Here is a 23,731-nt window from a genome sequence, read left to right on the forward strand (position 1 = left end):
TGAAGCGATAGCAAGCGGTTCAGGCCCTGGTCACCCCTTTTCACCCACACCCACTTCAATCGGGTCGACCTGCTACTTGAACAACTTCTGCACAACTTGTAGGTTGTTCGCCATGACGGAGATCTCGCGGTTGCCAGGACCGGTTATGGAGTTGTGGGAGTGGCAGTACCAGGGGTCGTGCCGTGACGCGGACGACACCCTCTTCTTCCACCCCGAGGGTGAGCGCGGATCCACCCGCCGACGACGCGCGGAGGCCGCCAAGGCGATCTGCCGCAGCTGCCCGGTGATGATGGAGTGCCGCGAGCAGTCGCTGCGGGTCCGGGAGCCGTACGGCGTCTGGGGCGGCCTGAGCGAGGACGAGCGGTCGGCGATCCTCAGCGGTCGCGACCGCGAGCACAAGAAGGCGAGCTGAACCGACCTCGGTCGACGGCCGGTCGCACCCCCTCGCCCGCGCCCCCGTCCGAGCAGACGACGAGAGCCCCGCACCGGATCGGTGCGGGGCTCTCGTGCGGGGAGGGGGACCCGGCCGTCAGGCCAGGGCTCCCGCCCGGCGTCGCGGCGTCAGCCGACGACGACGGCGAGGATGTCGCGCGAGGACAGGACCAGGTAGTCCTCCCCGGCGTACTTGACCTCGGTGCCGCCGAACTTGCTGTAGATGACCTTGTCGCCGACCTTCACGTCGACCGGGACGCGCTCGCCCTTGTCGTTGAAGCGGCCGTCACCCACGGCCAGGACCTCGCCCTCCTGGGGCTTCTCCTTGGCGGTGTCCGGGATGACCAGGCCGGAAGCGGTCGTGGTCTCGGCCTCGACGGCCTTGACGACGATCCGGTCCTCGAGCGGCTTGATGGGGACCGACACGTCGGACCTCCTTGTTCGCGATGACTAGCGTTGACTGGGTCGCGCCCGGCCGCTGTCCGTCGTCGCGGGTGCCGGCACAGCGCGTGCGCTGGGACCAAATCTAGGCAGCCCTTAGCACTCTGACAAGTCGAGTGCCAGAAGCGGTCCCGTCGGGACGGCCTGAGAGCATGGACGGATGGACGTGGCCTCGCTCAGCAAGCTTCTCAGCCCCGAGGGCTGGACCCTGCTCAACGACCTCCCCCCGTACGAGGAGTCGCAGGCCATGGCCCTGGCGACGCGGATGCGCGCCGAGGGTGTCGATCCGGACCTCGCGGCCGCGGCCCTCACGCAGTCCCGGCTCCGCGCCCGTGCCCGGGCCAAGCTCGGCCCGTTCGCCGACGGGATGCTGTTCACGCCGGACGGGCTGGAGCAGGCGACCCGGCTGACCGTCGCCGCCGTGCACGCCCGCCGGTACCTGGCCGCGGAGGTGCACAAGGTCGCCGACCTGACCTGCGGTCTCGGCGCCGACGCCCTCGCCTTCGCGGGCGTGGGCCTGCAGGTGCTGGCCACCGACGTCGACGAGGTCACCGCCGCGCTGGCGACCGTGAACCTGCGAGCCTTTCCCGAGGCCGAGGTCCGCCACGGGGACGGGCTGGCGCTGGACCTGGTCGCCGAGGGCGTCGACGGGGTGTACGCCGACCCGGCCCGCCGGACGCGCGGCGGCCGGCGCGTGTTCGACCCGTCGGCCTGGGCCCCGCCGCTGGACGCCGTGTGGGGGCTGCGGGACCAGGTCCCCGCCATCGGCATCAAGGTCGGCCCCGGCATCGGCCATCAGGGCCTGCCCGAGGACGCCGAGACCCAGTGGGTCTCCGTGGACGGCGACGTCGTCGAGGCCGGCCTGTGGTTCGGGCCGCTCGCGCCCGACGGCCCCGGACGCTCGGCCCTGATCCTGCGCACCGAGGACGGCGGCACCGTCTCGCGGCTCGTGCGTCCCGGCGCCGAGGGCGTCGACCTCGCCCCCGACGTCGGGGCGGTCGGCTCGTACCTGTACGAGCCGGACGGGGCCGTGGTCCGCGCCGGGCTCGTCGCGCACGCCGCCGCCGAGCTCGACGGCCGGCTGGTGGACCGGACCATCGCCTACGTCACCACCGACGCCCCGGCGGCGGCGCCTCCCCCGGGCACCGCGCCGCTGGCCACCGGCTACCGGGTGCTGGACGTCATGCCGTTCAACCTCAAACGGCTCAAGGCCTACCTGCGCGAACGGGGCGTCGGCCGGCTGACCGTGAAGAAACGCGGCACCGCCGTGACCCCCGAGCAGCTGCGGGCCCAGCTCTCCCTCCGGGGGGACGCCGAGGCCACGCTGGTGCTGACCCGCGTCGCCGGGCGTCAGCACGTCCTCGTGGTGGAGCCGCTGGGGGGCTGATCCCGGCCCCGTGGTGCACCGCCACCACGCGTGGAAGCATGGCTGCATGGTCCTGGAGTTCCAGCCCTCCCGGCGATCGAGCGTCGGCCTCGAGTGGGAGCTGGCGCTCGTCGACGCCGACTCCGGCATCCTGCGCCAGGTGGCCCCTGCCGTCATGGCCGAGCTCGGCCCCGACGCGCGGGCCCGGCACGTCAAGCCCGAGTTCCTGCGCAACACCGTGGAGATCGTCTCGGACGTGTGCGCCACCGTCCCCGGGGCGATCGCCGACCTCGAGAACGGGCTCGCCCGGGTCCAGGAGGTCATCCGCCCCATGCGGGCCGAGCTCATGGGTGCCGGCACCCACCCCTTCGCGCCCTGGTCGCAGCAGCAGGTGACCGACAAGGAGCGGTACGCCACCGTGGTCGACCGCGCCCAGGTCTGGGGCCGCCAGCAGGTGGTCTACGGCGTGCACATGCACGTCGGCGTCGAGGACCGGGCCAAGGTGCTGCCCATCCTGCGCTCGCTGCTGGTCCACGTCGCGCACCTGCAGGCGCTGTCGGCGTCGTCGCCGTACTGGGACGCCGCCGACACCGGCTACGCCTCGATGCGTGCGCTGCTGTTCCAGCAGCTGCCGACGGCGGGGCTGCCCTACCAGTTCACCGAGTGGAGCGAGCTGGAGCGGTACACCGCCGACATGCTCAAGACCGGCGTCATCGACGACTTCACCGAGGTCCGGTGGGACGTGCGGCCCGCCCCGCACTTCGGCACCGTCGAGGTCCGCATCTGCGACGGCACGTCCAACGTGACCGAGCTGGCCTCGCTCGGGGCCCTGGTGCACTGCCTGGTCGAGCACTTCTCGACGCTGCTCGACGAGGGCCGGCCGCTGCCGACGATGCCGCGGTGGTTCGTCCACGAGAACAAGTGGCGGGCGGCGCGCTACGGCATGGACGCCATCATCATCCTGGACGCCGACGGGAACGAGGAGCTCCTCACCGACGCGCTGCCCCGGCTGCTCGAGGAGCTGGCCCCCGTGGCCGAACGTCTCGGCTGCGCCCCGGAGCTCGACCGGATCCGGGACATCGTCCGCCACGGCGCCTCCTACCAGCGCCAGCGCGCCGTGGCCGCGGCGCACGGCGGTGGCCAGACCGGGCTCGAGGCCGTGGTGCGCTCCCTGGTGGCCGAGCTGCACGCCGGCCACCCGCTGACGCCGTCCGCCGCGGAGTGACCCGCGGCCGCTAGACGGTGATGGTGGTCAGCGGCATCGAGGAGTCCACCCCGATGTCCAGGTCCGACGGCGGCAGCCCGGCCCGCACGACGGCGGACCCCAGCGCGGCGATCATCGCCCCGTTGTCGGTGCAGTAGCGGATCGGGGGGATGCGCAGGTCGATCCCCGCCGCGGCGCAGCGTTCGGCCGCCATGTCCCGCAGCTGGCTGTTGGCCGAGAAGCCGCCGCCGATGATGAGCGTCCCGACGTCGTGGGCACGGCAGGCCGCGATGGTCTTGGCGGTGAGCACGTCCGCGACGGCGGCGGCGAAGGAGGCCGCGACGTCGGCCACGGGGACCTCCTTGCCGGCGTCCTGCCGGGCCTCGACCCAGCGGGCGACGGCCGTCTTGAGGCCGGAGAAGCTGAAGTCGTAGGCGTGCTTCGCCTGGTCCTTGCGCGCCGTCAGGCCGCGGGGGAACCGGATCGCCTCCGGGTCCCCCTCGCGCGCGAGCCGGTCGATGTGCGGGCCGCCCGGGTAGGGCAGCCCGAGCAGCCGCCCGACCTTGTCGAAGGCCTCCCCCGCGGCATCGTCGAGCGTCGAGCCGAGCTCGGTGACGTCCGTGGCGATGTCGTCGACGAGCAGCAGCGAGCTGTGGCCGCCGGAGACGACCAGCGCCATCGACCGCTCGGTGAACGGCCCGTCGACGAGCTGGTTCACCGCCGCGTGCCCGATGACGTGGTTGACGCCGTACAGCGGCTTGCCGAGACCGATCGAGAGCGCCTTGGCCGCGCTGGCACCGATCGTCAGCGGGCCCACCAGGCCAGGACCGGCGGTGACCGCGACGGCGTCGATCTCCGACAGGTCGACGTCGGCCTCGCCGAGCGCCCGCCGGATCGTGGGGGTCATCGCCTCGAGGTGGGCACGGCTGGCCACCTCCGGGATGATGCCGCCGTAGCGGGCGTGCTCGTCCATGGAGCTCGCCACGGCGTCGAACAGGAGCTCGTCTCCGCGCACCAGGGCGACACCGGTCTCGTCGCAGGACGTCTCGATGCCGAGGACCAGGGGATCAGCCATGGCCCACATTCTGTCACCACCGCCGGCCCCTCTCCGGAACCGTCGTGACCAACGCCACGCCGGCCGCCAGGAATCATGCGAACGCATGGACGGTTCCCCACGGACATGACCGACACCCTGCTCGAGACCGCCCCCCTCGCCGTCGACGAGGCGTCCGCCGACCGCCTCTTCCGTCACGCCCGCTCCACCTCGCAGTGGACCGGCGCCGAGGTCACCGACGCTCAGCTGCAGGCCGCCTGGGACCTGGCCAAGCTCGGTCCGACCGCGATGAACACCCTGCCCCTGCGCCTGCTGGTCGTGCGCAGCCCCGAGGCGAAGCAGCGGCTGGTCGAGCACATGGGCGGCGGCAACAAGGCGAAGGTCGAGGCCGCGCCGGTCTCCCTCGTCCTGGCCGCCGACCCGGCGTTCCACGAGCACCTCGACGAGCTCTTCCCGGTCTACCCCGGGATCCGCGAGCAGCTCGCCCCCGCGGCAGAGGTCCGCGAGCAGATGGCGCGCAAGAACGCCCTGCTGCAGGCCGGGTACCTGATCGTCGCGCTGCGCGCCGCCGGTCTCGCGGCCGGGCCCATGGACGGCATGGACGCCGACGGCATCGACCGGGAGTTCTTCGCGGAGTCCGGCTGGCGGTCGCTGATGGTCGTCAACGTCGGCGAGGCCGACGGCGAGGGCTCGCCGCACCCCCGCGGGCCGCGCCTCGACCTGGAGCAGGTCTCCCGCACCCTCTGAGACCGCCCTCTGCTGTGGGTATGAGATCGGCAGCCCCGGACGGGTTCGGGGCTGCCGATCTCATACCCACAGCGTTGTCGCGGGTGCTGGGAGCCCTGCGTCAGGAGACGGCGACCGGGCGGCCCGGGTCGTTCGACCACTGGGACCAGGACCCCGGGTAGAGGGCCGCCGGCACGCCGATCGACGCCAGGGCGGCGATCTCGTGCGCCGCGGTCACCCCGGACCCGCAGTAGACGCCCACCGTCGCGTCCGGCCTCACCCCGAGGGAGGTGAACCGGGCACGCAGCTCCGCCTCGCTGCGGAAGGCGCCCTCGTCGTCCAGGTTCTCCGTCGTCGGCGCCGAGACGGCGCCCGGGACGTGGCCCGCCTGCGGGTCGACGGGTTCGACCTCGCCGCGGTACCGCTCGGCGGCCCGGGCGTCGAGGAGCACACCCGAGGTCGCCAGGTCCGCCGCGTCGTCGGCGTCCAGCACCGGCATGCCCCCGGGGTGCGCCACCATGTCGCCGGGCACCCGGCGGGTGATCCCGACCTCGAGGGGGTGGCCCGCCCGGCGCCACGCCTCGAGCCCGCCGTCGAGGATGCGCACGGCGTCGTGACCGAACCAGCGCAGCAGCCACCACGCCCGGGCGGCGGAGGTGCCGCCCACCTCGTCGTACACCACGACGCGGGAGTCGGAGCAGACACCCCACCCCCGGGCGGACTCCTGGAACTCCGCGGCGGACGGCAGCGGGTGCCGTCCGGCCTCCGGCGACGGCACCGCGGCGAGCTCGGCCTCGAGGTCCACGTAGACCGCACCCGGCAGGTGACCGGCCTCGTAGCGGTCCAGACCGTCGGTCCGGCCCAGCGCCCAACGCACGTCCAGCAGCAACGGCGCGCCGCCGAACGGGTCCTGCAGGCCGCCGAGCTGCAGGTCGGCGGCGACCGTGTCCGCGTCGACGAGCACCCGGTCACGTGCCGGGGACGTCACCCGGCGCGTCACGCGGCACCGCCGGCACCGGTCGTCGCCCGCGTGCCCGGCGAGGGGTCCTCGGGGACCGACAGGTCCAGACGCATCGTGTAGGCGTCCGTGCCCTCCGGCTGGTAGTAGCGCTTGCGGAGGCCGAGCTGCTCGAACCCGAACTGCCCGTAGAGCGCGAGCGCGCTGTCGTTGTCCACGGCGACCTCGAGCAGCAGCGCCTCGGCACGCAGCTGTCGCGACCGGTCCACGAGAGCCTGCAGGAGTCGCCGGCCCACGCCGCGCCCCTGGTACTCACGGGCCGTGCCGATGGTCATCACCTGGGCGACGTCACCGTCGAACCACAACCCGGCGTACCCGACCACGGGACGTCGTCCCGGCCCGAGCCCCACGGCGTCCGGACCGTCGAGCTCCGCCACGACGTACCAGCGCCCGAGCCCGGCCAGCTCGTCGGCCAGCATGCCGTACGTCCACGCCCCCGGTCCGAACAGCTCGTGCTCGAGCTGGAGGACCCGGTCGAAGTCGCTGCTCACCAGCGGCCGCAGCCGCACCGACACGGGACGGTCCGTCATGCCGCTCCCCCGGTGGCGCGCTTGGCCCCGGCCGGCTCCTGCACGTCCGGACGGCGCAGGTACAGCGGCTCGGTCGGCTGGTCGACGCCCTCGGCCCGACGGGCCAGGGCCAGCCGGGCGAGCACGGTCGCGTCCGGCAGGACGGGGGCGTCCTCGTCGGCCACCAGGTGGTCCGGGTAGAGACCCGCACCCTCGCCCACGACGGCGAGCCGGGCGCCGTCCGCCGTCGGCGGGTCGAGCTGGGAGGCCGCCACGTCGGCCGCCCGGCCGACCTCCGGACCGCGCTCCACCGCGACGACCGGCACACCGTGCGGGCCCTCGTGCGCCACGACGCGGTACCGGGCCCAGTAGACCTCCTTGCGCCGCGCGTCGGTGGCCACGAGCACCTCGTCGCCGGGGTCGAGGCCGAGGTCGGCGACGGCCTCCACCGCGAGCGCGTCGATGCTCGGCACGCCGAGGACGTCGATCCCCAGGCTCAGCGCCAGCGTGCGGGCCGTGACCAGCCCGACGCGCAGACCGGTGAACGGTGCGGGTCCGGTGCCACCGACGACGGCCGTCAGGTCGGTGCGCTCGAGCCCCGCCGCGGCCAGGGCGTCGGCGATGAGGGGGGCGAGGGACTCGGCGTGCCGTCGGCGCTCGTCGGCGTTGCGGACGGCGAGGCGGCCACCGTCGTCGTCGACCACGGCGACGGAGACGGCGGCGGAGGTGTCGATCGCGAGAACAGCCACGGGACCAGCCTACGGCGAGCGGGGGATCAGCTCGGGCGCGGGCGCGGCACCAGGCGGGTGAGGTCGACGCCGGCCCAGCGCGGGCCCACGGCGCGCACCGTGGCGCGCCGGACACCGGCCTCGGGGTGCTCCGGGTCCACCTCGCCGCCGCGAGGCCGCTGCAGGTCGACCTCGAGACGGTCCTCGGTGAGGGCCTCGGCCAGCCCGCGGCCCCACTCGACGACGGTCACCGACTCGTCGAGGGAGGAGTCCAGGTCCAGGGCGTCCAGCTCGTCCAACCCGCCCAGCCGGTAGGCGTCCACGTGCACCAGCGCCGGACCGGTCGTGCCGTCCTGGCGCCGCAGCGGCGGGTGCTCCCGGGCGACGATGAACGTCGGGGACGCGATCTGCCCCCGCACGTTCAGCGCCCGGCCCAGGCCCTGGGTGAGGGTGGTCTTGCCCGCTCCGAGGTCACCGGTGAGGATCACCAGGTCCCCGGCGCGGAGCAGGCCGGACAGGGCTCCGCCCAGCGCCCGGGCGTCCGCGGCACCCGGCAGCTCCAGCTCCACCTGCGCGACGACGTCACTCACGGCTCTGCCTCTCTCCTTCGGGGTCGTCTCCGGTCGGGGCCGGCGCGGGCGTGCCGATCGCGCCCGTCCCGGCCGCGGGGACGTACACGCGGGGCACGCGCGGCGCCAGCCGCGTCACGATCTCATAGCTGATGGTCCCGGCGGCCTCGGCCCAGTCCTGGGCGTTCGGCAGCGGCGACCCGTGCGCCACCCCGTCCGAGGCGCCGAACAGGGTCACCAGGTCGCCGGCGCGTTCGGTGGCACCGGGCCCGAGGTCCAGGACGAACTGGTCCATGCAGACCCGCCCCGCCACCCGCAGCACGCGGGCGGTGGCCCCGTCGCCGACGGCCACGGGCGCTCCCGGGCTGCCGGCACCGCCGGAGCCGTGCCGGGGGACGCCGTCACCGTACCCCAGCGGGACGAGCCCGACGGTCGTGTCCTGCGTCGTGGTGTAGGTGTGACCGTAGGAGACGCCCTCGCCGGCGGCCACCTGCTTGACGTTGGCCAGCCGCGACTCGAGAGTCATCGCCGGCCGCAGCCCGAACCGTCCCGGCGGGCCGACGCCCGGGCCGGGCGAGTTGCCGTACACGGAGATCCCGGGGCGGACGAGGTCGTGATGCAGGTCCGGGCGGGTCAGGGTCGCCGCGGAGTTCGCCAGGTGCCGCACCTCGGGGCGCAGCCCGGCCCGTGCGACCTGCGCCAGCGCGTCGTCGAACGCCGCGCCCTGGCGGTCGATCGACGGGTGTCCGGGTTCGTCCGCGCAGGCCAGGTGGGAGAACACACCGACGACCCGCAGCTCGCCCGACGCCTCGAGCTCGGCGGCCCGGCGGACCACCGCCGGCAGGTCGCGCATCGCGACACCGTTGCGGGACAGCCCCGTGTCGACCTTGACGTGCACCCGGGCGGTCCGCCCGGCCGCGCGCGCCCCGGCCGCGACCTCCTCGAGCGCCCACGGCGCCACCACGGTCACGTCCACGTCCGCGGTGATCAGCTCGGCGAACGGCGCCCCGGGCACGAGCAGCCAGACCAGCACGGGCACGTCGGTGTCGAGCCCCGCCCGCAGGGCGAACGCCTCCTCGGCGGTCGCCACACCCAGCCACGTCGCCCCGCCGGCCAGCGCGGCGCGGGCCGCCGGGAGCATCCCGTGTCCGTAGCCGTCGGCCTTGACGACCGCCATGAGGTCCGCCGACGGCGCGTGGCCGCGCAGCGCGCGGACGTTGTCGCGGATCGCGTCGAGGTCGACGATCGCGCGGGCAGGGGTGCCGTCGGCGAAGGCGGGAGTCGTCACGGTGGCGATTCTCTCACTGGCCCGTGGGCCAGTCGCCCAGCCGACGGCGGGAGGTGAACGTGCGCCGCTCACCGGTCAGCGGGTCGTCGAACCTCAGCGAGCGAGCCAGCAGCTGCAAGGGTTCACCGCGGTCGTCCGCGCCGTCGTCGGCCCCGGCCCGCAGCACGGGCCAGAACGGGTCGTGCCGGATCGGCAGCCCCAGACCGGCCATGTGCAGCCGGAGCTGGTGCGTCTTGCCGGTGTGCGGCTCGAGGCGGTACAGCCCCAGCCCTCGCCGCTCGTCGCGGTCCACCAGGTCGATCCACGACTCGGCGTTGGGCTCGCCGGGCACCTCCTCGGCGCGCACGACGCCGCGGCGCTTGACGATGCGCGAGCGGACCGTGCGCGGGAACCCGGTGCCGTCGGACCCGTCCGGCAGCGGGGCGACGGCCTCGTACACCTTGCGGACGCGCCGCTCCTGGAAGACGAGCTGGTAGGGCCCGCGGACCTCGGGCCGGACCGTCAGCACCAGCACACCCGCCGTCGGGCGGTCGAGGCGGTGGGCGGGGACGAGGTCCGGCAGGTCCAGCTCGCGCCGCAGCCGCGTCAGCACCGTCTGGGTGACCCAGCGGCCGCGCGGCATGGTGGCGACCCGGTGCGGTTTGTCGACCACCAGCAGGTTCTCGTCCCGGTGGAGCACCTCGAGGTCCGCGAGCGCCGGCACGGCGGGTTCGTCGGCCGGCGGGTCCCGGTACAGGTAGAGGAACCCCCGCGGTTCGTAGGGGGTGTCCCGCGTGACGGGTGTGCCGTCCCCCGTGACGACCTCGCCCGCGGCCAGCTTGTCCCGCAGCCGGTCGGCGTCGTCGGGGAACCGCGCCAGCAGGTACCCGGCGGCCGTGGCGTACCGCGCCACGGCGGCGTCGTCGTGCGGCAGCACGAGCCGGGTGGGGTTCAGGCCGTCCCGCACCGGCAGGGGCGGGACGTGCTTGCGCGGGGACGGCATGGCACCCATTCTCGCGCGCCGTCATGACCCCGTAAGGCGCCGGACCCTGGGCAGGGGCCCGGCCCCGGCACAGACTGGGGGCATGCGAACGACACGAGGTGCGGCGACGGCCGCCGTGACCCTGACCCTCCTGCTCGCGGCGGGGTGCGCCGCCGAGGAGGACACCTCGGCGGGCGGGGCGTCGACCACCACCGAGATGTCGGAGGGGTCGGCAGACGCGGAGATGTCCGGTCCCGAGGACGACGCAGCGGCCGAGGAGGAGATGTCGGAGGGCGAGGACGCCGGCGACATGGCGTCGGGCGATGCCGCGCCGGTGTACGACTTCTCGGCCACCACGCTCGAGGGCGGGACGTTCGAGGGCAGCGAGCTGGCCGGGGCGCCGGCGGTGCTGTGGTTCTGGGCACCGTGGTGCCCGACCTGCATCGGCCAGATCCCCACCGTCACCGGCCTCGCCGAGGAGTACGACGGCGAGGTCGCGGTGGTCGGCGTGGGCGGCCTGGACGATGCCGAGACGATCCGTGAGATGGCCGAGAACGACATCGCCGGGCCGACCCACCTCGTCGACGACGCCGGTGAGGTCTGGCAGCACTTCGGCATGACCCAGCAGTCGACGTTCGTCGTCCTGGACGCCGAGGGCGAGGTCGTCCTCGAGGGTCAGGTGCCGGGCTCCGAGCTCGAGTCCGTCGTCGCCGAGCTCGCAGGTTGAGCGTCGTGCTCGACGGGGCGTTCGCGCTCGCGCTCGGGGCCGGGCTGGTCGCGGCCGTGAACCCGTGCGGGTTCGCGCTGCTGCCCGCCTATCTCGCGACGCTGGTCCGGCCCGACGACGGCCGGGCCGCCGCCGTCGGCCGTGCGCTGCGCTCGACCGCGGCGCTCACCCTCGGGTTCGTCGCGGTGTTCGGCGCCTTCGGGCTGGTCGTCGCCCCGGTCGCCAGCTCGGTCCAGCGCTGGCTGCCCGTGTTCACCCTGGTGCTCGGGGTCGTGCTCGCCGCGGCGGGCGTCTGGGTCCTGACGGGGCGCGAGCTGCCCGGGCTGCGGCTGCTGCGCACCGGGTCCGGGCGGCCGCTCACGGACCGGTGGTGGTCCGTCGTCGGGTTCGGGGCTTCCTACGCCCTGGCGTCGCTCACCTGCACGATCGCCCCGTTCCTCGCCGTGGTCGTGACGGCCTTCCGCGCCGGGTCGGTGGCAGAGGGTGTGGCCCTGTTCGCCACCTATGCGGCCGGCATGGCCCTGCTCGTCGGCACGGCCGCCGTCGTCGTCGCCGTGGCCGGTGCCGGAGTGGTCTCCCGCGCCCGGGGGGCGGGACCGGTGCTCGCCCGGGTCGGGGGCGGGATCCTCGTCGTCGCGGGGCTGTACGTCGCGTGGTACGGGTTCTGGGAGCTGCGCGTGCTGCACGCCGGGGCCGGCACGGACCCGGTGGTCGAGGGTGCCGCCGCCGTCCAGCGGTGGCTGGCCTCCGCGGCGGAGGGGCTCGGCTGGGTCGGGCTGCTCGTCGTCCTCCTCGTGGTGCTGGCCTCGGTGGGGGGCCTCACCTGGTGGCGCCGGCACCGGGCATGATGGGGCCCATGGACCTCTACGACATCCCCTTCGACCGGATGGACGGCAGCACCGCGACCCTGGCCGAGCACCGCGAGGACGTGGTGATGGTCGTCAACGTCGCCTCGCGCTGCGGCCTGACCCCCCAGTACACGGCCCTGGAGCAGCTGCAGCAGAAGTACGCCGACCGCGGCTTCACGGTCGTCGGGTTCCCCAGCAACCAGTTCTTCCAGGAGCTGTCCAGCGACGAGAAGATCGCCGCGTTCTGCTCCGCTACCTACGGGGTGACGTTCCCCGTGGTGTCCAAGGTCAAGGTCAACGGCCGGAAGGCCCACCCGCTGTACCAGGAGCTGACGAAGACCCCGGACGCGGGCGGCCACGACGGCCGCATCCGCTGGAACTTCGAGAAGTTCCTCGTGCTGCCCGGGGGCGAGGTGCGCCGCTACGCCCCCCAGACCGTGCCGGACGACCCCGAGATCGTCGAGGTCATCGAGGCCCACCTCCCGCGCTGATCCCGCAGGGACCGGGCAGGTCGGCCGCCAGCAGCACGCCGACACCGCCGGCGAACCGCACGCCGTGCAGCACCGGGGCGCGCACCACCTCGTGGAAACCCCAGCGCCGGTGCAGCGCGAGCGACGCGGTGTTGCGGGCGTTGGCCAGGTAGAACACCCGGGCGGCCCGGCCCGCGAGCCAGTCCATCCGGGTGGCGGTCAACGCCGTCCCGACGCCGCGGCGCCGCCAGGCCGGGGTCACGGTCACCCCGCCCAGGTAGTGCCCGGCCGGCGCGACGCCGTCCGTCCAGCGGAACAGGTGGGTCTTGGCCCAGCCGATCACGGCCCCCTCCGCCTCGGCGACCAGGACGAGACGTTCCGGGTCGGGCACCGCCGCGCGGACGCCGTCGAGCAGCTCGGCACGACCGGCCGCCTCCTGGACCTCCTCGATCGCCGGCACGTCGCCCTCGTGGGCCGGGCGGACGGTCACCGCCGCGGCCGAGTCCGCGGTCATCTCGGTCACCGGAGCCCGAGCAGCGTGGACACCGTGCCCGGCACGGCCTCGGCGACGTCCAGGGCGGCGACGGGGCCGCCGGGGTTGGCGCGTTCGGCGGCGAACCCGTGGACCAGCGCGGCCGCAGCCGCGACCTCGGCGGCGAGCGCCGGCCGCTCGACGACGTCGGTCGCGCGCGCGGCGAGCATCGTGCCCAGGATCCCCGCGAGCACGTCCCCGGCACCGGCCGTGGCGAGCCATCCCGGGGCGTCCGCCTGGGCCCAGGCGCCCTCGGTGCCGGCGACGACCGTCACCCCGCCCTTGAGCAGCACCGTGGCCCCGGTGAGCTCGTGGGCGCGTCGCGCCCAGCGCAGCGGCGCCGCCTCGACGTCGTCCCGGTGGACGTCCTCCCCCCGGGACCGCAGCAGACCCGCGAGCTCACCGGCGTGCGGGGTGAGGACGAACCACGGCGGGCTGGACTCCCCCAGCAGCGGCAGACCGCCCGCGTCGACGACGGCGGGCACCGGTCCGTACGGCATCCCCGGCAGGTCGCCCCGTGCCACCGCGAGGGCGCCCCGGCCGCGGTCGTGCTGCCCGTCGTCCGCCGGGTCGTCGCGGTCGCGCGTGGTGGGGACACCGGGCCCGACCACCCACGCCTGGACACGTCCCGTGGCGGTGACGACCTCGGGACGCGCCGCGAGGACCGCCCGGGCCACGGCGTCGGAGCCGCGGTAGCGCACCATCCCCGTGCCGGTGCGCACCGCGGCGGAGGCCGCGAGCACCGCGGCACCCGGGTACGTGGCGGTGCCGGCGACGAGCCCGACGAGCCCGCGGGTGTACTTGTGGTCGGACGGGCCGGGGACCGGCCAGGAGACGGCGACGTCGGCGGCCTCCAGGCGGCGCACCGCCGGCGGACCGACGGGCTCGAGGCCGATGTCGACCACGGTGACCTCGCCGACCACCCGGGCGGCGGGTGGCAGCAGCAGACCGGGTTTGGCGACGCCGAAGGTGACCGTGCGGTCCGCCGCCAGCACCGGTCCGGGCAGCGTGCCGTCGTCCACCCCGATCCCGGACGGCAGGTCGACGGCGACGGCCCAGGGCCGCCGCCCCCGCTCTCGACCAGCCCCTGGTGCTGTGGGTATGAGATCTGCAGGATCGGAACGTTCCGATCCTGCAGATCTCATACCCACAGCGAGGCGGGAGACGAGAGCCGTGACGAGGTCGGCAGCCGTCCCGCGCAGGGCCCCGCGGGCACCGATGCCGAGCAGCCCGTCGAGCACGACGTCGGCGGCCGACACCTCGGCCGCCACCGCCGGGGCGCGGTCGGGTGCCGCGGCCAGCTCGACGACGCGTCCCCCGGCGCCGCGCAGCGCGGCGAGCCCCTCGCTGTGGACCCGCTCGGCGGTCAGCACCGCCGTCACCGCGACGCCTCGCCGGGCCAGCACGGCGCCCGCGTGCAGCGTGTCGCCACCGTTGTTCCCGGCACCGACCAACAGGGCGGCCCGCGCCCCGCGGACGTGCCGCCGTCGGGCCCGCAGGTCCGCAAGGACCTGCGTCGCCAGGGCGAAGGAGGCGCGCTCCATCAGGGGCGTACCCGCCGCGAGGAGCGGCTCCTCGGCGGCACGGACGTCGTCGGCGGACCACGCGGAGATCATGCCGTCGATCATGCCGTCTCCCCCGGTCGACTCGCAGCGGCGCCACGCGACGGTGCCGGACGGCGCCCGGCTCGGTGGAGGAATAGGCTCGGCGGCATGCGATTCGGACTCTTCATCCCGCAGGGCTGGCGGATGTCGCTCACGGACGTCCCGCCGGAGCAGCACTGGGAGACGATGCTCTCCCTCCTCCACTACGCCGACAACGCCGCCGCGGGCGAGGCGGTCCCGGGGGGTGAGTTCGCCTGGGAGTCGGTCTGGGTCTACGACCACTTCCACACGGTGCCGGTGCCCAGCACGGAGGCCACCCACGAGGCCTGGTCGCTGATGTCGGCCTTCGCGGCGGCCTCCCAGCGGGTGCGCCTGGGCCAGATGTGCACCTGCATGGCCTATCGCGAGCCCACCTACCTGGCGAAGGTCGCCTCCACCGTGGACGCGATCTCGGGCGGCCGGGTCGAGATGGGCATCGGCGCCGGCTGGTACGAGCACGAGTGGCGGGCCTACGGCTACGGCTTCCCGTCGGCCGGCGAGCGCCTGCGCGCGCTCGACGAGGGCGTGCAGATCATGGCGAACATGTGGCGCACCGGCTCCTCCGGCACCTTCGAGGGCGAGCGCTACCAGGTCGACGGCGCCCTGTGCTACCCGCAGCCGCTGCAGAAGCTGCCCGTCGGTGACGGCGGCGCCGAGGTCCCGAGCATCCCGTTGTGGATCGCGGGCGGCGGGGAGAAGAAGACGCTGCGCACCGCCGCGAAGTACGCGCAGTACACGAACTTCTCGGGCGAGCCGGAGGCCTTCGACCACAAGTCCCGGATCCTGGAGCAGCACTGCGCCGACGTCGGCACCGACTTCGGGGCGATCACCCGCTCGGCCAACTACAACGTGGTGATCGGCGAGAACCAGGCCGAGATCGACGACAAGCTGGCCTGGGTCGAGTCCCACTTCTCGCGGTACGCCCCCGGCGAGCCCGGGGAGCGGGAGATCGCCAACTGGCGCAACGGCCCGCTGGTCGGCACCCCGGAGCAGATCGTCGAGACGCTCCAGGACCTGAAGTCGCGCGGCATGACGTACGCGATCACGTACTTCGCCAACGCCGTCGGGGACCGCGACCAGATCGAGCTGTTCCAGCGGCAGGTCGTCCCGGCGCTCCAGGACTGATCCCCCGCCCTCGCCCTCTCCGCCGAACATGCCCGGGCCGCCCGTCGGCTTCGCCGGACGGACACCGGCGGCATGGTCGGCGGGGCGGGGAGGTCAGTCCTCGGCGACCACCATCGCCGAGGAGATCCCGGCGTCGTGCGAGATCGACAGGTGCCAGCGCCGGATCCCCAGCTCGTCGGCCCGGGCCTGCACCGAGCCGCGCAGCTCGACCTGCGGCGGCCCGCCGACCACCCGGTGCACGGTCGCGTCGTGCCAGTGCATGGTGCCCGGGGCGCCGAGGGCCTTGGCGATGGCCTCCTTGGCCGCGAACCGCGCCGCCAGGGACGACGCCGGCAGGTCGCGCTCGGCCTCCGTGAACAGCTTCTCCCGCAGCCGCGGGGTCCGCTCCAACGTGGCCATGAACCTCTCGACGTCCACGACGTCGATCCCCACCCCGATGATCACCGGCGCACACCCTCCTCGTCCTGCGGCTCCACCAGGTGCCGCCAGCGGAACCACTTGCGCTGCACCTCGGCGTCGAGGTCGACGTCGAACCGGCGCGCCACGAGCAGCAGCATCCCGAGGACGTCGGCCAGCTCCGCGCGGAAGGCCGCGTCGACCGCGGCCGCGTCCTCGCCCCGGTCGCGCGAGCGCCCCGAACGCGCCAGGTAGGCCTGGGTCAGCTCCCCGACCTCCTCGTGGAGCTTGAGGACGAGCCAGTCGTCCGAGCGCGGCACGTCGAACACGCGCTCGTAGACCCGCGAGATGATCTCGATCTCGTCCGCGAGCCCTGCGAGGGTCCGTGCGTCGCCCATGGTGCCGATCATGCCCTCCCGGCGGCCGGTCCGGCGAGAGCAGGCCGGACGGCGCGGTGCTCGGCGGGACGGCGCGTCCGCCCCGCCGGCACCCGCGTCACTCGACCGTGACCGACTTGGCCAGGTTGCGGGGCTGGTCCACGTCCAGGCCCTTGGCGCCGGCGAGCGCCATCGCGAAGATCTGCAGCGGCACCACGGCCAGCAGCGGCTGCAGCAGCGACGGGGCCTGCGGGATCCAGAAGACCTCGTCGGCGTACTTGCGCACCTCGTCGTCGCCGTCCTCGGCGATCACCAGCGTGCGCGCGCCGCGCGCCCGGATCTCCTGGATGTTGGAGACCACCTTGGAGTGCAGCTGGTCGCGGCCCCGCGGCGACGGCACGACGACGAAGACCGGCTGACCCTCGTCGATGAGCGCGATGGGGCCGTGCTTGAGCTCGCCGGCCGCGAACCCCTCGGCGTGGATGTAGGCGAGCTCCTTGAGCTTGAGCGCCCCCTCCATCGCCACGGGGTAGCCGACGTGCCGGCCGAGGAACAGGACCTTGTCGGCGGCCTCCATCGAGCGTGCGGTGGCCCGCACGTACTCGCCGCGCTCGATGACCGTCTGCACCTTGCGGGACATGTCGCGCAGCTCGTCGAAGAGCTGGGCGACCTCGTCGGGGAACTTGTTGCCGCGCAGCTGGGCCAGGTACAGCCCGAGGATGTAGGCCGCGGTGATCTGCGCCAGGAACGCCTTGGTCGAGGCGACGGCGATCTCCGGGCCGGCGTGCGTGTACAGCACGGCGTCGGACTCGCGCGGGATCGTCGAGCCGTTCGTGTTGACGATGGCGAGCACCTTGGCACCCTGCTCGCGGGCGTGCCGGACGGCCATCAGGGTGTCCATCGTCTCGCCGGACTGCGAGATCGCGACCACCAGGGTGCGCTCGTCGACGATCGGGTCGCGGTAGCGGAACTCGTGGGCGAGCTCGACCTCCACCGGGATGCGGCACCAGTGCTCGATGGCGTACTTGGCGACGTGGCCGGCGTACGCGGCCGTCCCGCAGGCGATGACGATGATCTTGTCGACGCTGCGCAGCACGGCCTCGTCGATGCGCAGGTCGTCGAGGATGATGCGGCCCGCCGCGTCCGTGCGGCCGAGCAGCGTGTCGGCGACGGCGTGCGGCTGGTCGTGGATCTCCTTGTCCATGAAGGAGTCGAAGCCGCCCTTCTCGGCGGCGGCCGCGTCCCAGTCGACGGTGAACCGCTTGCCCTCGGCGGGGTTCCCCGCGAAGTCGGTGACGGTCACCGCGTCCGGGGTGATCGTGACGATCTGGTCCTGCCCCAGCTCGAGGGCCTCCTTCGTGTGCTCCACGAACGCGGCGACGTCGGAGCCGAGGAAGTTCTCGCCCTCCCCGAGCCCGACCACGAGCGGCGAGTCGTGCCGCGCCCCGACGACCGTCGTGGGGTCGTCGGCGTGCACGGCGAGCAGCGTGAAGGTGCCGTCGAGCTGCCGGGCCGTGGCCGCCATCGCGGCGGTGAGGTCCCCGGTCGTGCGGTACTCGCGGGCCAGGAGCTGTGCGGCGACCTCGGTGTCGGTCTCGGAGAGGAACTCGACGCCGCTCGCCGTGAGCGCCTGCCGCAGGGCGCTGAAGTTCTCGATGATGCCGTTGTGGATGACGGCGAGCCGGTCGCCGTCGGCCAGGTGCGGGTGGGCGTTGGTGTCGGTGGGGCCACCGTGCGTGGCCCACCGCGTGTGCCCGATCGCGGCGGTCGCGGGGGGCAGGGGGTGCAGGGCGATCTCGCCGACCAGGTTGTCGAGCTTGCCGGACTTCTTGGCGAAAGCCGCCACGTCCCGCCCGGGGCCCACCAGCGCGACCCCGGCGGAGTCGTAGCCCCGGTACTCGAGCCGCTTCAGCCCGGCGAGGGCGACTTCCAGCGGGCGCTCGTTCGCGCCCAGGTCTCCGGCGACGGCGTCCGCTCCTGCAGAGCGCGCCCCGGCGTATCCGACGATGCCACACATGCCGCGGAGTCTACCCGCGCACCCGGTCCGCGCCGGTGCCCGCGGGACCCGGACGAGACCCGGCGGCGGCACCTGCCGGGGGCCGGATTGTCGGCATCGCCCCCGTCTCGGGCAGAATCGTTCCTGTGACCTTCGCGAGCCAGTCCAGCCCGGCGGGCGCCCCGGTTCCGCCGCACCCGCTGAGCGAGCACCTGTCCCGGTTCGCCCCCGTCTCGCCGTACGTCGACTTCGACCGGGCGGCGTGGAGCCGGCTGTCCGAGCAGACGCCGCTGCCGCTCACCGACGAGGACGTCGAGCGGTTGCGGGGCCTCGACGACCCGATCGACCTGGCCGAGGTCGACGCCATCTACCGGCCGCTGTCCCGGCTGCTCAACCTGTACGTCACGGCGACCGGCGGGCTGCACCGGGCGACGTCGACCTTCCTCGGCGAGGACCCGCCCCGTACCCCGTACGTGATCGGTGTCGCGGGGTCGGTCGCGGTGGGCAAGTCGACGACGGCACGCGTGCTGCGCGAGATGATGGCGCGCTGGCCCGAGACGCCGCACGTCGAGCTGATCACCACCGACGGGTTCCTCTACCCGAACGCCGAGCTGGAGCGGCGCGGTCTCATGACCCGCAAGGGGTTCCCCGAGTCCTACGACCGCCGTGCGCTCATCCGGTTCCTGTCCCGGATCAAGGCGGGGCAGGCCGAGGTGCGCGCCCCGGTGTACTCCCACGTGACCTACGACATCGTGCCGGGCGAGCGGACCGTCGTGCGCCGCCCCGACGTGCTCATCGTCGAGGGCCTCAACGTGCTGCAGCCGGCACGGTACTCCTCGATCGACGAGTCGACCGTCGCGGTCAGCGACTTCTTCGACTTCTCGATCTACGTCGACGCCCGCACCCGCACGATCCGCCAGTGGTACGTGGACCGCTTCCTCAAGCTGCGCCGCACGGCGTTCAGCCGACCCGAGTCCTACTTCCGCCGCTACGCCGAGCTGTCGGACGCCGAGGCGACGCAGCGGGCGCTGCACATCTGGGAGACGATCAACGCCGTCAACCTCGAGCAGAACGTCCTGCCGACCCGCAGCCGCGCCACGCTCGTCATGAGCAAGGGTGCGGACCACTCGGTCCAGCGGGTCCGGCTACGCAAGCTCTGAGTCGTCGGCGCCGACGCCGACCTCCTGCGGCAGCGGCGCCTGCTCGCGCATCTCCTCCAGCACCTCTTCGCGCGGGGTGAAGAGCTGGACGACCCGGTCGACGAGGAGGCCGAGCAGCCCGCCGCCGACGACCCCGACCGCCATGGCCAGCAGCGGGTCGTGCCCGAGCACGCCCGCCGCGGCGACGCCGATGAGGGTCGAGTAGGCCGACCAGAGCACCGCGGCGATGCCGGAGAAGATCATGAACCGGCGCTGCGGGTAGCCGACGGCGCCGGCCGTCATGTTGACCGCGACGCGGCCCACGGGGATGTAGCGGGCGGCGATGATGAACACCGCGCCCCGACGGGCCAGCGCCCGGCGCGCCCACGAGACGGCCTTCCGTCCGCGGCGGGAACGCAGCATGCCGATCCGGTCGGTGCCGACCCGTCGGCCGAGGACGTAGGCGAGGTTGTCGCCGCACCAGGCGCCGATGCCGGCGATGGGGATGATCAGCCACAGCCAGGGCAGGCCGGTGGCCTGGGCGGAGATCACGAGGGTGACGAGGACCGACTCGCTGGGCACCGGGGGGAAGAAACCGTCGATGAAGGCCGACGCGAACATGGCCGGGTAGATCCACACCGACGCGGCGATCTCGAGGATCCATCCCTCGATCTGCCCCAGCAGCGTCGTCAGTCCTGGCACGCGATCCCTCGGTTCGTCGGCCGGGCGGTCCCGGTGTCCCGTGGCACCGTCCGGTGCCCGGGAACCAGCGTAGGGGGCCCGGCGGGCCGGGGCCGTCCCCCGACGCCCTCGGGAGCGCTCGCGCCACGAACGTTCACAGGGGATTCACGGACCCGTCCCGCGACCTCGACGAGCAGCCCCGCAGGGCGGGCCCCCTCACCGGTCGGGCAGCTCGAACCCGAGCGCCCGCGCGGCGCGACCGGGGTCCGGGTCCGCGCCGAAGTGCCGCAGCAGGTTCTCGGTCGTGGCCAGCGACCGCGTCTCGGCCCGGTCGAGGTAGAGCCGGCCGGCGAGGTGGTCGGTCTCGTGCTGCACGATGCGCGCCGGCCACCCGGACAGGACCTCCTGCACGGGTGCGCCGTGCTCGTCGCGGCACGTCAGCCGGACGTGCCGGGGCCGCGCCACGACCGCCTGCCAGCCGTCCACGGACAGGCATCCCTCGTAGAACGCGGCGTCCGGCGCCGGGGCGTCCTCGCCCACGGGCTCGTAGCGCGGGTTCACCAGCACGCGGTACGGCAGCGGCCCCCGGTCGCGCGGGTCGTCGGGGACCCCGGCGTCCTCGCAGACCGCGATCGCCAGCCCGATGCCGATCTGCGGGGCGGCGAGGCCGACGCCCGGTGCGGCGTGCATGGTGCGGCGCATCGCCTCCAGCAGCCGCGGCAGGACGTCGCCGAGCTGACCGGTGTAGGGCGCCGCCGTGCGGCGCAGCACCGGGTCCCCGGCCTGGACGACCGGCAGCACGCCGGGCTGCTCGGGCTGCCGGTCGGCCACGTCGAGCAGGTCGGCGACGGCCGCGGCGAGCTCCGGCACGACGGGGCCCGGCCAGCCGGTCACAGGGCGAGCTGCTCCCGCACCACGGCGGCGAGCCGTTCCGCGACGCCGTCCGCCTGCGCCTGGCTGGCGGCCTCGACCATGACCCGGACGACCGGCTCGGTGCCCGAGGGGCGCAGCAGGACACGGCCCGTCTCGCCGAGGACCGCCTCGGAGGCCGCCACGGCCTCGACCACGCGCTCGTCGGTGCTCGCGCGGGTCTTGTCGACGTCCTTGACGTTGATCAGCGTCTGCGGCAACCGCGGGATCTCGCCCGCGAGGTCGGCCAGGCGCTTGCCGGAGGCCTTGACGCGTGCGGCCAGGTGCAGGGCGGTGAGCACGCCGTCACCGGTCGTGGCGTGCTCGGCCAGGATGATGTGCCCCGACTGCTCACCACCGAGGCCGAAACCGCCCGCGCGCATGTCCTCCAGCACGTAGCGGTCGCCGACGGCGGTCTGGCGCGTGGTGATCCCGGCGTCACGCATGGCCAGCAGCAGGCCGAGGTTGCTCATCACGGTGACCACGAGGGTGTCGTGCGGCAGATGCCCGCCCTCGCGCAGCGACTTGGCCAGGATGCCGAGGATCTGGTCCCCGTCGACGAGCACACCGCCGTGGTCGACGGCCAGGCAGCGGTCGGCGTCGCCGTCGAAGGCCACGCCGAAGTCGGCCTCGGCGGCCACGACCACGGCCTGCAGCTGCTCGGGGTGCGTCGAGCCGGCCTTCTCGTTGATGTTGCGGCCGTCGGGGCTGGCGTTGATGACCACGACGTCGGCCCCGGCCTCGCGCAGGGCCTCGGGGCCGACCTGGCTGGCGGCGCCGTTGGCGGCGTCCACGGCGATGCGCAGGCCGTCCAGCGGCCGGTGGTCGGGCGTCGTGCCGATGCTGGCCGTCACGTGGTCGACGTACTCGCGGGTCGCCAGGCCGGCGTCGGTCCGCATCCGGCCGACGTCGGCTCCGGTGGGCCGCACCCGGCTGGTGCCCAGGAGCGCCTCGATCTCGTCCTCGACGCCGTCGTCCAGCTTCCGTCCCCCGCGGGCGAAGAACTTGATGCCGTTGTCCGGCATCGGGTTGTGGGAGGCGGAGACCATGACGCCGAGGTCGGCCTGCATGGCGCTGACGAGGTAGGCGAGCGCGGGGGTCGGGACCACGCCGAGGTCGACGACGTCGACGCCCGACCCGGCGAGCCCGGCCGAGACCGCGGCCGACAGGAACTCGCCCGAGGCGCGCGGGTCCCGCCCGACGACCGCCTTGGGGCGGTGCCCGACGGTGTCGGTGCGCCGGCCGAGCACGTCGGCGGCCGCGCTGCCCAGGTCGAGCGCGAGCTCGACGGTCACGTCACGGTTGGCCAGGCCACGGACACCGTCCGTGCCGAAAAGTCGTCCCATCAGTCCTCCTTGGACACCCGGTCGATCCTAGTCGGCGTGGCGGGGTCCGCCGCGCCGGTCCCGGTGACGAGGGGTCGCCGGGCACGCGAACGGCCCCGTCGGGCGGACCGACGGGGCCGTACGGGTGAAGCGTCGGCGATCAGCGCTTCGAGTACTGCGGGGCCTTGCGGGCCTTCTTGAGACCAGCCTTCTTGCTCTCCACCGCGCGGTCGTCGCGGGTGAGGAAGCCGGCCTTCTTGAGGGCGGCACGGTTGGCCTCGCGGTCGATCTCGTTCAGGGCGCGGGCGATCGCGAGACGCAGCGCACCGGCCTGGCCCGAGGGGCCACCGCCGCCGATGCGGGCGATGACGTCGAAGCGGCCCTCGACCTCGACCAGCTTCAGCGGGTCGTTGACGAGCTGCTGGTGCACCTTGTTCGGGAAGTACTGCTCGAGGGTGCGACCGTTGATCTTCCACTCACCGGAACCCGGCACGAGGCGGACGCGCGCGACGGCCTCCTTGCGGCGGCCGAGGGCCTGGCCCGGGGCGGTGATGGACTGACCGCTGTTGGCCACGGGGGCCTCGGTCTCGGTGGTGTAGTTGCTGGGCGTGTTCTCGTCCAGCTCGGTGTCGACGGTGGTGTCAGCCACAGGTATTCCTTCGCTCAACGGGCAGCGGCTCAGGCCTGCTGCGACAGCTGGGTGATCTCGAACGGCTTCGGCTGCTGCGCCGCGTGCGGGTGCTCCGCGCCGCGGTAGACCTTCAGCTTCTTGAGCTGCTCGCGGGCGAGCTTGGTCTTCGGCAGCATGCCGCGCACGGCCTTCTCGACGGCCCGCTCGGGGTCCTTCTCGAGCAGCTCGCCGTACGAGATGGAGCTCAGGCCACCCGGGTAGCCGGAGTGGCGGTAGGCCCGCTTCTTCTCGTGCTTGTTGCCGGAGAGCGCCACCTTGTCCGCGTTGATGACGACGACGAAGTCGCCGCCGTCCACGTGCGGGGCGAAGGTCGGCTTGTGCTTCCCGCGCAGGAGCGTGGCGACCTGGCTGGCCAGACGGCCCAGCACGACGTCAGAGGCGTCGACGACGTACCAGTCACGCTGGATGTCGCCGGGCTTCGGGGTGTAAGTACGCACGGTTGCGTCACCTTTTCATGTTCGGTGTCGTCGGGCGAGAAGCGCCGCCCGATGAAGACAGCTGTTGTGCGCGGGTGCCCCGGAGGCGTCCTGGCCGTGCGCGGTCTGGCGGTGGGATCGCCGACCACGCGGACGCTGG

At 74.0% G+C, this 23,731-nt stretch carries 27 protein-coding genes; 9 read left to right on the forward strand and 18 right to left on the reverse strand.

What is annotated here, in order from left to right; all coding sequences use genetic code 11:
- Positions 1–112: 112 nt before the first annotated feature.
- Positions 113–412, forward strand: coding sequence for a WhiB family transcriptional regulator (locus Q6350_RS00915; RefSeq protein WP_171246363.1), 300 nt, complete (start codon positions 113–115; stop codon positions 410–412).
- A 149-nt stretch (positions 413–561) separates the two neighbouring features.
- On the opposite strand, the gene groES is transcribed toward Q6350_RS00915, so the two are convergent.
- Positions 562–858: a co-chaperone GroES gene (gene groES / locus Q6350_RS00920; RefSeq protein WP_171246364.1), complete on the reverse strand. Its 297-nt coding sequence runs from the start codon at positions 856–858 to the stop codon at positions 562–564.
- 175 nt (positions 859–1,033) lie between these two features.
- On the opposite strand from groES, the gene Q6350_RS00925 reads away from it, so the two are divergent.
- The gene (locus Q6350_RS00925) at positions 1,034–2,260 is read left to right on the forward strand and encodes a class I SAM-dependent methyltransferase (RefSeq protein ID WP_305064738.1); all 1,227 of its coding nucleotides are present in this window, start codon (positions 1,034–1,036) and stop codon (positions 2,258–2,260) included.
- 46 nt (positions 2,261–2,306) lie between these two features.
- Positions 2,307–3,464 (forward strand): glutamate--cysteine ligase, encoded by a 1,158-nt coding sequence (locus Q6350_RS00930; protein WP_305064740.1) that lies wholly within the window; start codon positions 2,307–2,309, stop codon positions 3,462–3,464.
- A 10-nt stretch (positions 3,465–3,474) separates the two neighbouring features.
- Here the strand turns inward: Q6350_RS00930 and tsaD are convergent, their stop codons facing one another.
- A complete protein-coding gene (gene tsaD / locus Q6350_RS00935) occupies positions 3,475–4,518 on the reverse strand; it encodes a tRNA (adenosine(37)-N6)-threonylcarbamoyltransferase complex transferase subunit TsaD (RefSeq protein WP_305064742.1) in 1,044 nt (347 codons plus the stop codon).
- Positions 4,519–4,623: 105 nt separating this feature from the next.
- Between tsaD and Q6350_RS00940 the strand changes: the two genes are divergently transcribed.
- Positions 4,624–5,244: a malonic semialdehyde reductase gene (locus tag Q6350_RS00940; RefSeq protein WP_171246368.1), complete on the forward strand. Its 621-nt coding sequence runs from the start codon at positions 4,624–4,626 to the stop codon at positions 5,242–5,244.
- 100 nt (positions 5,245–5,344) lie between these two features.
- On the opposite strand, the gene Q6350_RS00945 is transcribed toward Q6350_RS00940, so the two are convergent.
- From Q6350_RS00945 to Q6350_RS00970, 6 genes are read right to left on the reverse strand one after another with little or no spacing between them, the layout of a single operon-like run.
- Positions 5,345–6,211 carry a sulfurtransferase gene (locus Q6350_RS00945; protein ID WP_304602502.1) on the reverse strand — a complete coding sequence of 289 codons (867 nt, stop codon included), beginning with the start codon at positions 6,209–6,211 and terminating at the stop codon, positions 5,345–5,347.
- Between the two features lie 8 nt (positions 6,212–6,219).
- Positions 6,220–6,771 carry a ribosomal protein S18-alanine N-acetyltransferase gene (gene rimI, locus Q6350_RS00950; RefSeq protein ID WP_304602503.1) on the reverse strand — a complete coding sequence of 184 codons (552 nt, stop codon included), beginning with the start codon at positions 6,769–6,771 and terminating at the stop codon, positions 6,220–6,222.
- On the reverse strand, positions 6,768–7,499 hold the full coding sequence (gene tsaB / locus Q6350_RS00955) for a tRNA (adenosine(37)-N6)-threonylcarbamoyltransferase complex dimerization subunit type 1 TsaB (RefSeq protein ID WP_171246370.1): 732 nt from the start codon (positions 7,497–7,499) through the stop codon (positions 6,768–6,770). The genes rimI and tsaB overlap by 4 nt, the downstream gene beginning before the upstream one ends.
- 26 nt (positions 7,500–7,525) lie before the next feature.
- Positions 7,526–8,068: a tRNA (adenosine(37)-N6)-threonylcarbamoyltransferase complex ATPase subunit type 1 TsaE gene (gene tsaE / locus Q6350_RS00960; RefSeq protein ID WP_304606778.1), complete on the reverse strand. Its 543-nt coding sequence runs from the start codon at positions 8,066–8,068 to the stop codon at positions 7,526–7,528.
- Positions 8,061–9,335: an alanine racemase gene (gene alr, locus Q6350_RS00965; RefSeq protein WP_305064746.1), complete on the reverse strand. Its 1,275-nt coding sequence runs from the start codon at positions 9,333–9,335 to the stop codon at positions 8,061–8,063. Before alr ends, tsaE begins: the two co-directional genes overlap by 8 nt.
- Before the next feature lie 13 nt (positions 9,336–9,348).
- Positions 9,349–10,317 carry a pseudouridine synthase gene (locus Q6350_RS00970; protein ID WP_305064747.1) on the reverse strand — a complete coding sequence of 323 codons (969 nt, stop codon included), beginning with the start codon at positions 10,315–10,317 and terminating at the stop codon, positions 9,349–9,351.
- A gap of 82 nt (positions 10,318–10,399) precedes the next feature.
- On the opposite strand from Q6350_RS00970, the gene Q6350_RS00975 reads away from it, so the two are divergent.
- The 3 genes from Q6350_RS00975 to Q6350_RS00985 are packed head-to-tail and all read left to right on the forward strand — an operon-like array spanning position 10,400 to position 12,362.
- The gene (locus Q6350_RS00975) at positions 10,400–11,023 is read left to right on the forward strand and encodes a redoxin family protein (protein ID WP_304602507.1); all 624 of its coding nucleotides are present in this window, start codon (positions 10,400–10,402) and stop codon (positions 11,021–11,023) included.
- Positions 11,024–11,028: 5 nt separating this feature from the next.
- On the forward strand, positions 11,029–11,871 hold the full coding sequence (locus Q6350_RS00980; RefSeq protein WP_304606880.1) for a cytochrome c biogenesis CcdA family protein: 843 nt from the start codon (positions 11,029–11,031) through the stop codon (positions 11,869–11,871).
- 8 nt (positions 11,872–11,879) lie between these two features.
- Positions 11,880–12,362, forward strand: coding sequence for a glutathione peroxidase (locus tag Q6350_RS00985; RefSeq protein ID WP_304606776.1), 483 nt, complete (start codon positions 11,880–11,882; stop codon positions 12,360–12,362).
- On the opposite strand, the gene Q6350_RS00990 is transcribed toward Q6350_RS00985, so the two are convergent.
- Together Q6350_RS00990 and Q6350_RS00995 are read right to left on the reverse strand one after the other, a co-directional pair.
- Positions 12,337–12,855 (reverse strand): GNAT family N-acetyltransferase, encoded by a 519-nt coding sequence (locus Q6350_RS00990; protein WP_305065738.1) that lies wholly within the window; start codon positions 12,853–12,855, stop codon positions 12,337–12,339. The two genes, Q6350_RS00985 and Q6350_RS00990, sit on opposite strands and share 26 nt — an antisense overlap.
- A gap of 5 nt (positions 12,856–12,860) precedes the next feature.
- Complete coding sequence (locus Q6350_RS00995) at positions 12,861–14,489, reverse strand: NAD(P)H-hydrate dehydratase (protein ID WP_305064750.1); 1,629 nt, start codon at positions 14,487–14,489, stop codon at positions 12,861–12,863.
- 96 nt (positions 14,490–14,585) lie between these two features.
- On the opposite strand from Q6350_RS00995, the gene Q6350_RS01000 reads away from it, so the two are divergent.
- Positions 14,586–15,641 (forward strand): TIGR03560 family F420-dependent LLM class oxidoreductase, encoded by a 1,056-nt coding sequence (locus Q6350_RS01000; RefSeq protein ID WP_305064752.1) that lies wholly within the window; start codon positions 14,586–14,588, stop codon positions 15,639–15,641.
- Positions 15,642–15,734: 93 nt separating this feature from the next.
- Here the strand turns inward: Q6350_RS01000 and Q6350_RS01005 are convergent, their stop codons facing one another.
- The 3 genes from Q6350_RS01005 to glmS form a co-directional block, all read right to left on the reverse strand.
- On the reverse strand, positions 15,735–16,085 hold the full coding sequence (locus Q6350_RS01005; protein WP_171246377.1) for a holo-ACP synthase: 351 nt from the start codon (positions 16,083–16,085) through the stop codon (positions 15,735–15,737).
- Positions 16,082–16,435, reverse strand: a complete 354-nt coding sequence (locus tag Q6350_RS01010) for a pyrophosphatase (protein WP_171246378.1) — start codon at positions 16,433–16,435, stop codon at positions 16,082–16,084. Before Q6350_RS01010 ends, Q6350_RS01005 begins: the two co-directional genes overlap by 4 nt.
- 97 nt (positions 16,436–16,532) lie before the next feature.
- A complete protein-coding gene (gene glmS, locus Q6350_RS01015) occupies positions 16,533–18,431 on the reverse strand; it encodes a glutamine--fructose-6-phosphate transaminase (isomerizing) (RefSeq protein WP_305064753.1) in 1,899 nt (632 codons plus the stop codon).
- Between the two features lie 179 nt (positions 18,432–18,610).
- Here glmS and coaA point away from each other — a divergent pair, with 179 nt between their 5' ends.
- Positions 18,611–19,570, forward strand: coding sequence for a type I pantothenate kinase (gene coaA / locus Q6350_RS01020; protein WP_304603075.1), 960 nt, complete (start codon positions 18,611–18,613; stop codon positions 19,568–19,570).
- Here coaA and Q6350_RS01025 read toward each other — a convergent pair.
- The 5 genes from Q6350_RS01025 to rplM all read right to left on the reverse strand — a co-directional run bounded on the left by Q6350_RS01025 (position 19,556) and on the right by rplM (position 23,592).
- Positions 19,556–20,251 (reverse strand): DedA family protein, encoded by a 696-nt coding sequence (locus Q6350_RS01025; protein ID WP_304606773.1) that lies wholly within the window; start codon positions 20,249–20,251, stop codon positions 19,556–19,558. The genes coaA and Q6350_RS01025 overlap by 15 nt on opposite strands.
- A gap of 195 nt (positions 20,252–20,446) precedes the next feature.
- On the reverse strand, positions 20,447–21,124 hold the full coding sequence (locus tag Q6350_RS01030; protein ID WP_369810803.1) for a peptide deformylase: 678 nt from the start codon (positions 21,122–21,124) through the stop codon (positions 20,447–20,449).
- Positions 21,121–22,485 (reverse strand): phosphoglucosamine mutase, encoded by a 1,365-nt coding sequence (gene glmM, locus Q6350_RS01035; RefSeq protein ID WP_305064756.1) that lies wholly within the window; start codon positions 22,483–22,485, stop codon positions 21,121–21,123. The genes Q6350_RS01030 and glmM overlap by 4 nt, the downstream gene beginning before the upstream one ends.
- A gap of 139 nt (positions 22,486–22,624) precedes the next feature.
- On the reverse strand, positions 22,625–23,113 hold the full coding sequence (rpsI, locus tag Q6350_RS01040; RefSeq protein WP_171246383.1) for a 30S ribosomal protein S9: 489 nt from the start codon (positions 23,111–23,113) through the stop codon (positions 22,625–22,627).
- Positions 23,114–23,142: 29 nt separating this feature from the next.
- Positions 23,143–23,592 (reverse strand): 50S ribosomal protein L13, encoded by a 450-nt coding sequence (rplM, locus tag Q6350_RS01045; protein WP_171246384.1) that lies wholly within the window; start codon positions 23,590–23,592, stop codon positions 23,143–23,145.
- Positions 23,593–23,731 lie beyond the last annotated feature (139 nt).

Origin of the sequence: Isoptericola sp. b515 (assembly GCF_030588125.1) — a bacterium.
Taxonomy (GTDB): domain Bacteria; phylum Actinomycetota; class Actinomycetes; order Actinomycetales; family Cellulomonadaceae; genus Isoptericola; species Isoptericola sediminis.

Excerpts from the sequence above, each read along its gene's own strand:
- Q6350_RS00915 (WP_171246363.1), top strand. The coding sequence starts at position 113 with ATGACGGAGATCTCGCGGTTGCCAGGACCGGTTATGGAGTTGTGGGAG.
- Q6350_RS00925 (WP_305064738.1), top strand. The coding sequence starts at position 1,034 with ATGGACGTGGCCTCGCTCAGCAAGCTTCTCAGCCCCGAGGGCTGGACC.
- Q6350_RS00930 (WP_305064740.1), top strand. The coding sequence starts at position 2,307 with ATGGTCCTGGAGTTCCAGCCCTCCCGGCGATCGAGCGTCGGCCTCGAG.
- tsaD (WP_305064742.1), bottom strand. The coding sequence starts at position 4,518 with ATGGCTGATCCCCTGGTCCTCGGCATCGAGACGTCCTGCGACGAGACC.
- Q6350_RS00940 (WP_171246368.1), top strand. The coding sequence starts at position 4,624 with ATGACCGACACCCTGCTCGAGACCGCCCCCCTCGCCGTCGACGAGGCG.
- rimI (WP_304602503.1), bottom strand. The coding sequence starts at position 6,771 with ATGACGGACCGTCCCGTGTCGGTGCGGCTGCGGCCGCTGGTGAGCAGC.
- Q6350_RS00970 (WP_305064747.1), bottom strand. The coding sequence starts at position 10,317 with ATGCCGTCCCCGCGCAAGCACGTCCCGCCCCTGCCGGTGCGGGACGGC.
- Q6350_RS00975 (WP_304602507.1), top strand. The coding sequence starts at position 10,400 with ATGCGAACGACACGAGGTGCGGCGACGGCCGCCGTGACCCTGACCCTC.
- Q6350_RS00985 (WP_304606776.1), top strand. The coding sequence starts at position 11,880 with ATGGACCTCTACGACATCCCCTTCGACCGGATGGACGGCAGCACCGCG.
- Q6350_RS00990 (WP_305065738.1), bottom strand. The coding sequence starts at position 12,855 with ATGACCGCGGACTCGGCCGCGGCGGTGACCGTCCGCCCGGCCCACGAG.
- Q6350_RS00995 (WP_305064750.1), bottom strand. The coding sequence starts at position 14,489 with ATGATCTCCGCGTGGTCCGCCGACGACGTCCGTGCCGCCGAGGAGCCG.
- Q6350_RS01000 (WP_305064752.1), top strand. The coding sequence starts at position 14,586 with ATGCGATTCGGACTCTTCATCCCGCAGGGCTGGCGGATGTCGCTCACG.
- Q6350_RS01010 (WP_171246378.1), bottom strand. The coding sequence starts at position 16,435 with ATGGGCGACGCACGGACCCTCGCAGGGCTCGCGGACGAGATCGAGATC.
- glmS (WP_305064753.1), bottom strand. The coding sequence starts at position 18,431 with ATGTGTGGCATCGTCGGATACGCCGGGGCGCGCTCTGCAGGAGCGGAC.
- glmM (WP_305064756.1), bottom strand. The coding sequence starts at position 22,485 with ATGGGACGACTTTTCGGCACGGACGGTGTCCGTGGCCTGGCCAACCGT.